Origin of the sequence: Winogradskyella sp. (assembly GCF_028282165.1) — a bacterium.
Classification (GTDB): domain Bacteria; phylum Bacteroidota; class Bacteroidia; order Flavobacteriales; family Flavobacteriaceae; genus Winogradskyella.
Genome location: NZ_JANQIM010000019.1, coordinates 15,381 through 29,596 on the forward strand (window position 1 = coordinate 15,381; position 14,216 = coordinate 29,596).

Genomic DNA, 14,216 nt, shown 5'->3' on the forward strand with positions numbered 1-14,216 from the left:
TCTACATATTAGTTTATTGTGTAAAGTAATGTGAGATTCAATTTAAAACAATCTGTTAACCTCATCAAAATCCAAACCACCATAATTACCTGAGCTCATTAAGAGCAATGATTTATTTTCAAAACTCTGGGAGAATAAGAAGTCTTTAAAATCGTCTGGGTTGGTATAAATAATAAGATCATCGCGCTGAAATGCACTAGCAATTTGCTCATGTGTGACTTCTTCCAATTTTTTAATTTGAACGGCATGTGGAGAATAGAATACCACTGCAACATCAGCAGCATCTAAAGCGCCTTTGTATTCCTTTAAAAATTCCGCATTTAAACTACTGTAGGTATGCAACTCCAAACAGGCAACCAGCGCTCTATCGCTATATTGTTCCTTAACCGCTTTCGTCGTGGCCTCTACCTTGCTTGGTGAATGCGCAAAGTCTTTATAAGCTACACTTTTAGAATTTTCTGCAATTTTTTCCAACCGTTTGCTTGCGCCTTTAAAAGTAGATATAGCCTCGTAAAAGTCATCCTCATCAATGCCCATATGCTGGCAGATCCACTTGGCACCAGCCAGATTATTTAAGTTATGTGCACCAAAAACTTCAATTGGCATTGGTCCTTCTGGAGTTTCCAATAAGGTGTCTCCATCTTCAACGGTATATTCCGGTGTGCTGTAAGGTATCTTTCGTATTTGATTTTCCGAAGCTTCTACCACACGCTTTACCTCTGCATCTTCTTCGTTATAATTAATACTTCCGCCTAAAACAATGGAATCAATAAAGATTTCAAATTGCTCAACATAATTTTCGTAGGTTGGAAATACATTAATATGATCCCAAGCGATGCCACTTAATAAGGCAATATTAGGCTTATACAAATGAAACTTTGGCCGTCTGTCTATGGGAGAACTTAAATACTCATCACCTTCCAAAACTATAAAGTCATTGTCATCGGTCAACTTTACCATCACATCAAAACCTTCTAACTGCGCACCAACCATATAATCCACATCGCGATCGTGATAATGCATTACGTGTAAAATCATGGAAGTGATTGTGGTTTTACCATGACTACCACCAATAACTACGCGTGTTTTGTCTTTGGCTTGTTCGTATATAAACTCTGGATAACTATAGATTTTTAGACCTAACTCTTGGGCTTTCAACAACTCAGGATTATCAGCTTTGGCATGCATACCCAAAACGATGGCATCTAAATCTGAAGTGATCTTCTCTGGGTACCATCCAAACGCTTCAGGCAATAAGCCTTTGACTTCTAATCGCGACTTTGAAGGGTTAAAAATTTCATCATCGCTTCCAGTTACCCTATAGCCTTTATTATGAAGTGCCAAGGCCAAATTGTGCATAGCCGCACCACCAATAGCAATAAAATGTACGTTCATAGTTTTGCTTTACAACAAATATCAACCTACAGAAATCAAATTCCAAATCCAATGAACTAAATTCTGAAAGTTATTGCACAATAAGGTACAAGAAAAACCATTCTGTTAGTCATTGCGAACGCAGTGTGGCAATCTTTTTGAATTTTAGTTTCAAATTAAAAAGATTGCTTGGTCTTCCAATAGCTATAGGGATCCTTGCAATAACATCCAGTTCTTTTTCAAATGTTTTCAAGGAAGTTACACCTCTAAAGCATCAACTCAATTCTATAACTCTGGATTAACCGATAAACTATTAAACAACTTTGCTTTGGTACTAAAGAACTTAAACTCAATAGCTATGGCCTTTAACTGACTATCAATAAGCTTGGATTCGCGCGAGTTGACAAGAAATAAAGAGCTCTCCCCTAATTGAAATTTCCGTTCTTCTGCAAATAACAAACGTTCAGAATCGGTTACCATTTGTTGTGTAATATCATTTTGTAGCACATACGAATCCAGTTCCTGCTGCAAGGCATTAATTTTGTTAAGGAGATTTACCCTTGTGGCATCAATTTCAAATTCGGTATCCTGCATTTTAAGCTTTGCCAATCTTAAATCGCCACGCTCCTTTCGCAAAAACAATGGAAAACTAATGTTAAGACCTCCTTTGTACTCAGCCGTATTAAAAGATCTTGCAACGTCTGGCACTTCTGTTAAAAAGTTATATTCTACATCCACTTTAGGTAACAGCTTATTTGCCTTCAGCCTCGTATCAACTTCTAGGCTTTGCAACTTGTAATCTAAAGAAATCATTTTGGGATGTGCGTCAATAATGGTTTCATTATCTCGTAATTGATTGATATTAAAAGTAGTATCAATAATTGGTTCAGAATTAACATCTGGTACTACATTGGGTTGTAGTTCTACAGGTATATTATTTTCTAACCATAAAAATGTCGATAGTTCTAACGCCGCTTTTAACAATTTTACACGCGATTGCTCTAAGCTTAAACGACGCTGATTAATGGCTATTCTGGCTTCAACCACATCAATTTGAGCACGTTCACCAACTTCTGCACCACGTTCCACACCTCGGAATCGCTGTTCTGCATTGGTTAGGAAATTCTGAAATAACAGCAATTCATTATATGCTTGCAACCATTTAAAATAGGCCATTGAGGCTTCAAACAAAATATTGTTGACAAAGATATCCCTGTCTGCTTTGGCTTGTTCCCTAAACAATTTTGCTTGTTTTAAGGATGCCATTCGGTCATTGATCAATAACCCTTGTGCCACTGGAACTTTTATTCCTGCAGAATATAAGCCATCGTCTGGCACAAAAGCTTCAGGATTTAAGAAATCACCTGAATTTTCTTCAAAGGTGGCTTTTAGCTCTATACCATACCATGTTGGGATTTTAAACATACCGTTAAGCCTGTCGTAATACTCCGTCCCTTTAAACTTTTTTCGGTCGTAATCGACTTCAAACTTTGGATCAAAGGCTCCTCTCGATCTAAGGAGTTCTGCCTGACTTTCGTCAATGACCAGCTCAGCCTGTTTTACAATTGGATGAAACTTTTTCACGTAGCCTAAGTATTCATCAAACCGAAGTATTTCGGTAATACTGTCGGTCTGTCCAAAACTTGAAAAACTAACAACTATGAAAAGTAGTGTGCTTAGATACTTCATAATTTATTTTTTGGCTTTTTTGGAACTATCGGTGCCTTCAGGTTGATAATAATTGGGCGGGAAACCGTTTAGCTGTCGCCATAACTCAAACCAGATAGGCACATCTTCTAACAAGGCCATGGTAAACGCTCCCGAACCTGCCCTAATTTCTTCAGGCCAAGGATGATCTTCTGGATCTGGTTTTAATAATACCCTAAATCTTCCGTTAGCACTTATAAAACGCTCTACGGCTACGACCTCTGCACCATAGGTACCATAAGATACATTAGGCCATCCACTAAAAATAATTGCTGGCCATCCATCGAACTGAATTCGTACTTTTTCGCCCGGATGTATTAATGGTAAATCAATTGGCCGTACAAAGGTTTCCACAGCTAAATCAATATTTTCTGGTATTATCCCTACAAGTTCTTCACCTTCTTTAAAGGTTTGACCAACGCCACCGCGAAATGCAGTATTTATAAAACCATCATAAGGCGCAGTGATATAAAGCATATCTCGTCTTAATTCGTAGTTTGCTACCTGATTTTCTAACTTTTGCACATCGGCCTCAGTGCTAAATTGACTGGACTGTGCTGAGAATTTCTCACTTCGTGCCTTAGATATTTTATCAGAAAACTCTTGTTTTACACGATTTATTTCCAATTTTGCATTAGTTACATCAGCTTTACTTACCAATAGCTTGGCTTCTTGCGAGGTTTCTTTCGCTTGTGTTTCCTGAAGTTTAATTGCGGCATCTTCTAAATTTTTTCTGGCCACAAAACCATCTTTAAACAAAGAATCTGCACGATTATATTTAATTTGAGCAATCCTTAAGTTGGTACGTGCTGCTACTAAATCAATACTATCTGCTTTTACCTTTTGCTTAGCTTGTGCTAGTTTATTGTCGGCTTGCTCTAGTTTCAATTTTCGTTCGTTTATTAATGCTCCTATTCGTACATCTTGTGCTCTTACTTTTTCTTCGTATGACTTTGCAGAAAACTCCTTTGCATCCCGCTGTTGTTGGGTTCGCTCTACCAAATTAGGGTCGAAATACTCACTTTTAATCTCTGCAATCTGCATAATAGTATCCCCTTTTTTTACGGTTTGGCCTTCTCGGACATACCACTTCTGAATACTTCCAGGTATTGGAGATTGTATGGTTTGAGGTCGCTGCTCTGGCGTAAGTGAGGTGACTTGTCCTCTACCAGAAATATTTTGTGTCCAAGGCAAAAACAAGATAACGAGACATACGATTGCAAAACCAGTTAAAAATCTTTTAGACTGCTTGTAATAATCCTTATTAAAAACATGTTTTGAAGACTTATACTTTGTTAAGTCGACCGTTTTATTCAGTGGGTTTCTAGATATATTTAACATGATATTTTGCTTTAAACGATTTGACCTCTTTTTAAGGTAACGGTATCCGTACACTCACTTGCCCAATCATTATTAAAACTAACAACGATGAGTGTCCATGGGTTAGAGTCGTCCGTTAAAAACTTTATAAGTTCTTGGGCTTCTTCTCTTTCAAAATGCTCTAGAGGATCTTCTAATAATAGTAATTTGGGTTTGCGTACGATAGCTCGAGCCAAAATTAATTTTTTAGCTACGGTATACGAGGTTTGTTTTGCTTCAGGATAAATAATGGTGTCCAGACCTTTTTCTGTATCCTTGATATATTCTGATAGTCTAACGTTTCTTAATGCCTCCCTGACTTCATCTGGCGAGATATCGGGATCTCCAAACGTTATATTATCTTTTATGGTTCCTTCAAACGGTGTTTCATCCGCTAATGATACTCCTAAATTATAGCGATATCTATTGGTATGAATACTCTTTAAGTTGACATCATTAAGATAAATAACGCCATCAGTAGGCTTAATAATACCAGCAATTAATCTCAATAAGCTTGATTTTCCTGCACCGCTAGCACCGCGAACCAAAACTCTGCTCTTTGCCTTAATACTTAGCGAAATATCTTTTAATATTGGCATAGACCTGTCGGGGACTGTGTAGGTCACGTTGTCGAGTTGAATATTAAAATCTTCTGTAAAAACTGGATCTTCACCTTCTTGACTTTCAATTTTTTTATCGACCACTTGTCCCATTTTCTCTAAAGATGTCAACACATCATAGAAAGATTCTAAACCTAAGATTAGTTTTTCGACTGAAGTAATTATTAATAAAATGATAATCTCAGCAGCAACAAACTGACCAATGTTCATTTCCTGGCTTAGTACTAACAAACCTCCAATAATCAAAAGTCCTGCCGTAACAATAACCTTAAAACCAATCATTTGAATAAATTGAAGTACCAAAATTTTGAAATGATTTTCACGATCTTTTAAATAACCATCTACCAAATAATCGTTCTTGCTTAATGCCATTGTAGTTTTTCCCGACATTTTAAAACTGATGATTGAACGCGCTACTTCCTGTATCCAGTGGGCTACTTTATATTTTTGTTTAGATTCTTTTAAACTAGTTACCATACCTCGTTCTATAGTGTACTTAAATACAATGTATATCAATACGATCAATAGAATACCAAATGCAATAAAAAATGGATGATACAGTGATAATAGAATCAACGCAAAGACTATCTGCAGGGCTGCTGCTGGTACATCCAATAAGAGCTTGGCCAGCCCTTTCTGAATGTTGAGGACGTCGAAAAAACGATTAGCCAATTCTGGCGGATAATAATTTACCAACTCATCCATCCTTATTTTTGGAAACCTATAAGTAAACTCAAACGATGCTCTCATAAAAATACGTTGCTGAATCGTTTCTATAATACGCATCTGCATCAATTGCAGAACACCAACGAATGCCACGCCCAATGTAACAAGTATGACAAGTATAATCCATGATGTACTTACCTGAGCACCTTGAATAAGGTTAATAATTGCCTGAATTCCTAAAGGAAGTGTCAATGCTATGAGTCCTGAAAACACAGCATAATACAAAACCTGGGTAATGTCTTTTCGCTCTAGCTTCAAAATACCTACAAAGCGTTGCCAAGGTGTTAAAAGAGGTTTATTTTGATCCATTTGTTGTTGTCTTTAATACGTTTTGGGTTAGATTAATAAAGAATTGTGTAGGCGTAACATCCTTACCACAGTCTGTGATAGAACTAAAATGCACCTTTAAAAAATGCTGATGTAGCGCACCTTCTACTATAGTACTGGCTAAACTAGAGGGGAACTCGTAGTCTGAGTTAACCTTGTTAATAATTTCACTCAGCCGTTTAATAAGTCTTTTGTAAACCACAAAGTAACCTTCTTTGTTTTCACTATCAACTTCTTTGGTTAAGTAAGATTTTGAATATTCATTGATGATAATTCTGTTTAGAATAACTTCATTGATATGCGTATAGGTAATATCTTCTTTAATAGTGCGGGTTACTGCTTCTATAGCTTTAAACAGTTGTTCTTTATTGTCTGGCACATTATGGGTAGCAAAAACCAGTTGGTATTCTATCCAAGCCCAATACCAAGACGTTAAATAAAGGAGCAATTTGTGCTTGCTTTCAAAATAACGATAAATGGAGCTTTCGTTAGAACCAATTTTGGCTCCTAGCTTCTTAAATGTAAAACTGTCGAAGCCGATTTCATCTATAAGCAAAATGCTATGTTCAATAATCCGTTTGCCCAAATCTGACGACTCCGGATCTTTAATATAGATTTTATCAGGCACTGCAATCTTTAAATTTGATAGTAAATTTATCATACTTAAAATTTTAGATTGCAAATATAATAGTAATACTATCGATTTTGCGTATTTAACAAATATTTAGCCTATTAATTATAGTGATATGTATTATAAATAAAATTTATGAATTGGCAATTAAAGCTCTGAAATGCTAACTTTCTCTTTTTGGAATACTTTGATCTTTGGCAACCCTGCGATAGCTTTATCTATCCATTTAAGCGCCTCAGCTTTGTTCTTTTTGTGCTTGTAGATTTGAGCTAAGCGATAATAAGCCCAAGCTTTCGGTACTCCATCTTTTGCAGAATGATTTACTAAGTAGGTCTTTAGGCATTTTTCGCCTTTGTCTAGCTGTACATTATAATCTGCGCATACTTTGCCTATCTGGTAGTGCATAGCATTACGCTGATGTTTTTGGTGTGCCTTTTCTATATTATCGATGGCCTTACCTGGCTCCTCTTGTTCTTCATAAAAGTTGGTCAGTTTTTCATAACAAGTCACCGAGCCTCCAACTTTAATAGCCAGTTTATAATATTTTTCGGCCAATTCTGGTTCATCATCATATTCATAGACGTAGCCTTTTGCAAGATAGCCGTCAACCTCAGATAAATTCTGAAGTTCATTGGCGTATTTCAATGCTTTTGAAGTACTACCACCAACAATTCCGGGTAGCGACATGTATAATTCTACTAGAGCCCAGCGTGTATCTATATGGTTGGGGTCTAACTCTGCGGCTTTTAAAAAAGCACGCTTTACATCACCTATAAGACCTAAGGCTCTTAGCTTACTTACACTTAATGCTTTCATTCCTAAAGCTCCACCGTACTTGTAGTGATAGTTGGCATTATTAGGTTCTTTTTCGGCCAGCTTTTTGTACTGAACAATGGCCTCATCCCACTTTTCCTGATGGCCATAGGCATCACCCAATAATTCAATGGCTTCCTTATCATTAGGATTAGACTTCAAAAAAGTTGCGATTTCCTCTTGTGCTTTTACAAAGTTCTTCTGGTCTAAAAAGGTTTTTGCATTCTCTTTTGGAGTCTGAGAAAAACATAATGAAGACATAAGGATCATCCAGAAAAACCTATTCATACCACAAGCAATTTTTTACAAAAATACAATTTATTAACGTGGGCATTCCCTTGCAAATTGTTTAACTTAACTCATTGAAAAGGGGTGTTGCCCTTTTTAGGCTTTTTTTGGAATACCTTTTGAAGGTATTTTGATGAAAATATAAACTTAAATGAAAAATCTTATCTCAATACTAATGCTAGTTTGCTTTGCTTCTTTTTCTAACGCACAAAACCATTTTGAAAGCCAATGGAAAAAGGTAATCGAATTTGAAAATGACGGCTTAACCAAGAGTGCAACCGATCTCGTTGATACCATTTACAATGCCGCAGTAGCTTCTAATAACAAACAGCAACAGATTAAAGCATTGCTCTATAAGAGCAAATACATGTTGGTACTTGAAGAAGATGCCCAACTCAATATTATTAAGCGTTTTAAAACTGAAATCGAAAAAGCGGATAAGATGGTGACCAAACACCTCTTAGAAAACATGTTAGCCACGATGTACTGGCAATATTTTCAGCAAAACCGATATCGGTTTTACGATAGAACCAATACTAGCGACAAAGTCAGTGACGATTTTAGAACATGGGATCTAGAAACCTTGTTCAATGAAATTCACATCTATTATCAACGTTCCTTAGAAAATGGATTGCTACTTCAGCAAGAACGATTAGAGAATTACAAAACACTTTTAATAGAGGCGGAGGGTTCTAAAACATATAGACCCACTTTATACGATTTACTAAGTCATAATGCGCTACAATTTTACAAGACCAGTGAAAATAGCATTACAAAACCCGCTTATCAATTTAAAATTGAAAACATAGCCCTAATTAGTGATAGTGAAGAGTTTATAAATCTCGAGATAATTTCCAAAGACACATTATCCTTACAGCTTAATGCGCTTAATATCTATCAGAATCTCTTAAAATTCCATAGAAATGCTAAGACTTCAAAAGCCTTTGTTATAATAGACATCGAACGATTAAAATATGTAGCACAACATGCAATTTTTGAGGACAAAGAAGCACTTTTGATCAATACACTTAAAGCTAAAGCCAAATCCCTAAAAAGTTCGCCGCTTTCTGCTTTATACAATTTTGAAATAGCTTCTGTGTTCCAAGAATTGGGAAGTCGATACAACAGTAACCCATATCAAGGTAACGTTGATGAAACCTATCGTTGGAAACTTAAAGACGCTTTGGAATTATGCGATGCTGTTATTTCAGAATATCCCGAGAGCGATGGTGCTAAAGCATGTGATTTTCTAAAAAAGCAAATGCTACAACCAAGTTTAAGACTCCAAGCAGAAAGGTTTCTTCCTGTCAATTTGACTTCGCGAGTTCTAGTGACTTATACAAACTTAAAGGTACTCGACTTTAAAATCTATAAGATTGACATTAACCAGCTTAAAACGTTCAACCAAACATATCATACAGAGGATAAAGCTAGGTTTTTCAAAAAACTTAAGCCTCTCAAATCTTTTACCAGCACTTTAAAATCAGAAGGAGATTACCAACAACACAGTACAGAAATTGTCATTCCTGAACTGACAAATGGCTTTTATCTCATTAAAGTAGACACTAATACCAAGGACAATGTCTTCGCTGCTACCCATATTCAAGTTACGGACTTAGCGCTTATAGAAAGCAATGAGAATGAGGTCGTTAATTATCAACTTATCAACAGAAATAATGGTTTACCTATAGTAGATGCGTCTATTAGTATTTCTTACAGGGATAATAAAAATGAGTCTTATAATAAAATGTTGTCTACAAATCGTTTTGGAAAATTTCAATTCAAAAAGGACAAAAATCATTACAGAGCCATAGAAGTTAGAGCAGATCACAAAGATGATATCGCATTCTTTGGAGATTATAATATTGGGAGAATGTACAAAGAGAGAGGCGATAGCGATACACGATACAGAACGTTTCTGTTTACAGATCGTAGTATATACAGACCCGGGCAAACGGTTTACTTTAAAGGAATTGTTACCAAAACCCAAAACGGCAAATCATCTATCGTAGACAACGAAAATGTTGTTACCAAACTTTACAATGTGAATGGCGAAGCTATAGCTGAGCTAAAGCTTTCTACAAACGAATTTGGGTCGTTTCATGGTGAATTTATTTTGCCTAATGATGGGTTAACAGGTGCATATCACATTGCAAATAAAGTAAAGAATTATGCGAATACTGAACGTGCTTATTTCTCTGTTGAAGAATACAAACGGCCTAAGTTTAAACCAGAATTTCAACCCATAACAGATATCTTTAAAGTCAACGATAGCATCACAGTAAAAGGTACTGCAATTGCTTTTGCAGGAAGTAATATTACTGATGCCAAAGTGATATATCGTGTGAAGCGACAAGTGCAATATCCTGGTTGGTGGTATTGGAAACGGCCTTATTACAACTCCGAACCGCAAGAAATCACCTTTGGGGAAAGTACCACAGATGCGTCTGGTAATTTTGAAATTACCTTTAAGGCACAACCTGATGAAACGGTATCAAAAGAAGGACTCCCCATATTTAGGTATGAAGTTACAGCAGATGTCACCGATATTAATGGCGAAACACGATCTGCAACTACAATCGTCAATGTAGGTTATCATGCTATGACATTAAACATTATTGCTCCGCAGACAATAGATAAATCCAAATCTGCTCGACGTTCAGGTGGGAAAGAGATTGAGATATCTTTAGTTACCCAGAATTTAAATGGTGAAGACGTCCCTGCAAAAGGTACACTCAGAATATACAAACTTAAGGCGCCGAGCCGAGTATTGCGTAATAGACCTTGGAAAGCCCCAGATTTTCAAATGATTTCAAAAGAAGATTTTAAACGTTTATTTCCGCACGATCCTTATCATAATGAACACACATTGGCCAATTGGAAAAAAGGGGGTGAAGTCTTTAGTATTGATTTCGACACTGAAAAGAACAAAACGATAACTTTACAAGAGCTGAAAAAATGGGATTCCGGAAAGTATATTATTATTGCGGAAAGCAAAGACACGTTTGGGCAAGAGGTTAAAGATGAAGCCTACACATCACTTTTTAGCAACTCCGATAAAACCATTGCGGATAATCAATTGTTTGAAGCCTCATTAGATAAGGATAGTTATGGGGCAGGAGATATGGCTAAACTCACTGTTGGATCTGCAGCAAGAGACATTACAGTAACCGTTGAAATCGAAAAAGATGGTAGAATCATTTCGACGCAACTTGCAAAGCTCAGCAACTCTAAAAAAACATTTAACATTCCTATTTTAGAGCCTGATTTAGGAGGGTTTGAAGTGCATGTCAGTTACGCTGCATTTAACTCCTATATATCGCAAAGTTTTAGAGTCAATGTACCTTATCCTAAAACAGACTTGGAGATAGAGACCACAACGTTTAGAGATAAGCTACAACCCGGACAGGACGAAACCTGGAGCTTTAAGATTAAAGGATCTAAAGGCGACAAAGTCTCTGCTGAATTATTAGCCAGTATGTATGATATCTCCTTGGACGAATTTAAAGCTCATCAATGGAATTTTAGTCCAATTGATGAACCTAATTATTATGGTAGAATTAACAAAAACTCTCGACAAAGCTTTGGCAATACCAACTTTAGATTGTTTAATCGTTTTACGAATATTACCCATTTAAATGCACAAGGTTTTGATCAGTTGAATTGGTTTGGGTTTTACTTTGGTGATCGCCGACATATGTGGAGAGCAAAAAATTCTGCAGTTGCCTACTCCCCTGACAATATTATGGCTCTTGAAGAGTCCGTGATAGATGATGAAATGACATTTGCAGTAACACCTCAACAACCCGAACGTGGTCTTGCGGGTGGAATTGAAATAGATAGAGATGGGGTAAAAGATAAAAATCCTATAGAACCTTCAAGTGAAGAAAAGTTAGGTTCATCACCTATTCAAATCCGCAAAAACCTTAATGAAACCGCATTTTTCTTTCCACAATTACAAACCGATGCAGATGGTAATGTAAGCTTCAACTTTAAAGCTCCCGAAGCTCTAACCAAATGGAAATTGCAATTACTAGCCCATACGAAAACTCTAGAAAGTACAGTTACCGAATTAGAAGCCGTAACACAAAAAGAGTTGATGGTGATCCCAAATGTACCGCGTTTTTTAAGAGAAGGCGATGAAATTAACATCAGCACAAAAATCGCGAACCTTACAGATGACTTATTACATGGTACAGCTCATATAGAGCTGACTGATCCTATTTCTAGTGAAGATTTACACCAAATAATTCAAGCAGAACCAGGAAAAAACAAAATGATAAAGACCGATTTAATCTTGAAGAATTTTTCGGTTAATGCTAAGGGAAACACGCAGGTATCTTGGAAATTAAACATCCCCGGAGGCATTCAGGTTGTGCAATACAAAATTGTTGCTATATCTGTAGATTTAGAGAAAGGAACACAATTTAGCGACGGCGAGCAAAATGCATTACCGGTCTTATCCAATAGAATGCTAGTGACCGAAACCCTGCCTATGTGGGTGCGTTCTAATGAAACCAAAACATTTACATTGGATAAACTCGCTTCAACCTCACTAAGCGACCCAAAAACAACACTCAAAAATCATAGGTTGACTTTAGAGATGACCTCTAATCCGGCGTGGTATGCAGTCCAAGCATTACCCTATTTAATGGAATATCCTTACGACTGTAATGAGCAAACCTTCTCAAGGTATTATGCCAACGCCCTGGCACAACATATTGTAAGATCGAACCCAAAGATAGAAGCCGTTTTCAATAAATGGGCTTCGACAAGCTCAGCCAAAACTCGAGAGGTACTTTTATCTAATCTTGAGAAGAATCAGGAATTAAAGTCTTTATTGATTCAAGAAACACCCTGGCTACGCGATGCACAATCCGAAACCGAACAGAAAAAGCGCATTGGCTTATTATTCAACCTTAATAAAATGAATAACGAGTTAAATTCGGCACTACGAAAACTAAAAAACAACCAATTGCCATCAGGTGCTTGGCCTTGGTTTAATGGCGGCTATGCCAATCGCTACATTACACAACATATCGTTGCTGGTTTTGGCCACTTAGATAAACTAGGTGTCACATCGAGCGCAGTCGAGATGCAAATGATTACAGATGCCATTCGATACTTAGATACCCAATTTGTAAAAGAATATAAAGACATTAAAAAATACAATAAGGATGCAGATTTAACTAAAGACCATCTGTCTTACATGCAATTACATTACTTGTACCTCCGTAGTTTTTATCTAAACATAAAACCTTCTAAAGAGGTCAATACCATAATGGACTATTACAAAGGCCAGATAAAAAAATACTGGTTGCCGCGTTCACTATATGCTAAAGGTTTGATGGCATTGACCATGCACCGAATGAATGATAGCGAAACTACAAGTAAAATTCTAAAATCTTTAAAAGAAAACAGTATTACTTCTGAAGAATTGGGCATGTATTGGAAAGAAAATACCAATTCTTGGCATTGGTACCAAGCACCTATTGAAACACAAGCCTTAATGATTGAAGTATTTAGCGAGGTTGGTAATGTCATTTCGACAGAACACGATAGTGTGACGAGAAATCTCACCGACATCGATAATCTAAAAATCTGGTTATTAAAGAACAAACAAACCAATCAATGGAAAACGACCAAAGCCACCACCGAAGCTGTATATGCATTACTGCTTCAAGGTAGTTCTTGGTTGGATGCAACAGACATGGTTGATGTAAAGGTCGACAACGAAACTATTTCACCTGAAACTTTAGACCATGTAAAAGTAGAAGCCGGTACAGGTTATTACAAAACGTCTTGGAATGGTTATGAAATTAAAGAAGAACAAGCCGATGTCACCATTACAAAAAAAGGCGATGGCATTGCTTGGGGAGCCTTATATTGGCAATACTTTGAGAACTTAGATAAGATTACCTCAGCCGAGACACCTCTAAAATTGAGCAAAAAACTCTTTTTAAAGACCAACACCAATACAGGTGAAAAAATTTCGGAAATTACTTCGAACACTAAACTAAAAGTGGGCGACTTGGTAAGAGTGCGCATGGAATTGCGCACAGACCGTTCCATGGAATTTGTACACCTTAAGGATATGCGTGCTGCAGGTTTTGAGCCTATTAATGTCTTATCGCAATATAAATGGCAAGATGGCCTGGGTTATTACGAAAGCACTAAAGATGCCGCTACGAATTTCTTCATCGACTATTTACCAAAAGGCGTCTATATTTTTGAATATGACCTTCGGGTTAACAATGCTGGCGATATGAGTAACGGTATTAGTACAATCCAGTCCATGTACGCACCAGAATTTAGCAGTCATAGTGAAGGTATTAGGGTTACTGTTGAATAGATTATAGCTAGTTCATAGG

General features: G+C 36.8%; 7 protein-coding genes. 1 reads left to right on the forward strand and 6 read right to left on the reverse strand.

Annotation, left to right across the window (positions count from 1 at the left end; translation table 11 throughout):
* Window positions 1-42: 42 nt before the first annotated feature.
* The 6 genes from murC to Q0972_RS08185 form a co-directional block, all read right to left on the reverse strand.
* A complete protein-coding gene (gene murC / locus Q0972_RS08160; RefSeq protein ID WP_299364682.1) occupies window positions 43-1,395 on the reverse strand; it encodes a Mur ligase domain-containing protein in 1,353 nt (450 codons plus the stop codon).
* Window positions 1,396-1,659: 264 nt separating this feature from the next.
* Window positions 1,660-3,063, reverse strand: coding sequence for a TolC family protein (locus tag Q0972_RS08165; RefSeq protein ID WP_299364684.1), 1,404 nt, complete (start codon window positions 3,061-3,063; stop codon window positions 1,660-1,662).
* Between the two features lie 3 nt (window positions 3,064-3,066).
* Entirely contained in the window at window positions 3,067-4,422 is a 1,356-nt protein-coding gene (locus Q0972_RS08170) for an HlyD family efflux transporter periplasmic adaptor subunit (RefSeq protein WP_299364686.1), read from the reverse strand.
* Window positions 4,423-4,433: 11 nt separating this feature from the next.
* Window positions 4,434-6,095 carry a peptidase domain-containing ABC transporter gene (locus tag Q0972_RS08175; RefSeq protein ID WP_299364689.1) on the reverse strand — a complete coding sequence of 554 codons (1,662 nt, stop codon included), beginning with the start codon at window positions 6,093-6,095 and terminating at the stop codon, window positions 4,434-4,436.
* On the reverse strand, window positions 6,082-6,774 hold the full coding sequence (locus tag Q0972_RS08180) for a TetR/AcrR family transcriptional regulator (protein ID WP_299364692.1): 693 nt from the start codon (window positions 6,772-6,774) through the stop codon (window positions 6,082-6,084). Before Q0972_RS08180 ends, Q0972_RS08175 begins: the two co-directional genes overlap by 14 nt.
* A 117-nt stretch (window positions 6,775-6,891) precedes the next feature.
* Window positions 6,892-7,845 carry a tetratricopeptide repeat protein gene (locus Q0972_RS08185; protein ID WP_299364694.1) on the reverse strand — a complete coding sequence of 318 codons (954 nt, stop codon included), beginning with the start codon at window positions 7,843-7,845 and terminating at the stop codon, window positions 6,892-6,894.
* Between the two features lie 151 nt (window positions 7,846-7,996).
* Between Q0972_RS08185 and Q0972_RS08190 the strand changes: the two genes are divergently transcribed.
* Window positions 7,997-14,197 carry an MG2 domain-containing protein gene (locus Q0972_RS08190; RefSeq protein ID WP_299364697.1) on the forward strand — a complete coding sequence of 2,067 codons (6,201 nt, stop codon included), beginning with the start codon at window positions 7,997-7,999 and terminating at the stop codon, window positions 14,195-14,197.
* The last annotated feature ends 19 nt before the right edge of the window (window positions 14,198-14,216 follow it).

What these genes read in the sequence shown, in the direction of transcription:
- murC (WP_299364682.1), bottom strand. Translation starts at nt 1,395, where the DNA reads ATGAACGTACATTTTATTGCTATTGGTGGTGCGGCTATGCACAATTTG.
- Q0972_RS08165 (WP_299364684.1), bottom strand. Translation starts at nt 3,063, where the DNA reads ATGAAGTATCTAAGCACACTACTTTTCATAGTTGTTAGTTTTTCAAGT.
- Q0972_RS08170 (WP_299364686.1), bottom strand. Translation starts at nt 4,422, where the DNA reads ATGTTAAATATATCTAGAAACCCACTGAATAAAACGGTCGACTTAACA.
- Q0972_RS08175 (WP_299364689.1), bottom strand. Translation starts at nt 6,095, where the DNA reads ATGGATCAAAATAAACCTCTTTTAACACCTTGGCAACGCTTTGTAGGT.
- Q0972_RS08180 (WP_299364692.1), bottom strand. Translation starts at nt 6,774, where the DNA reads ATGATAAATTTACTATCAAATTTAAAGATTGCAGTGCCTGATAAAATC.
- Q0972_RS08185 (WP_299364694.1), bottom strand. Translation starts at nt 7,845, where the DNA reads ATGAATAGGTTTTTCTGGATGATCCTTATGTCTTCATTATGTTTTTCT.
- Q0972_RS08190 (WP_299364697.1), top strand. Translation starts at nt 7,997, where the DNA reads ATGAAAAATCTTATCTCAATACTAATGCTAGTTTGCTTTGCTTCTTTT.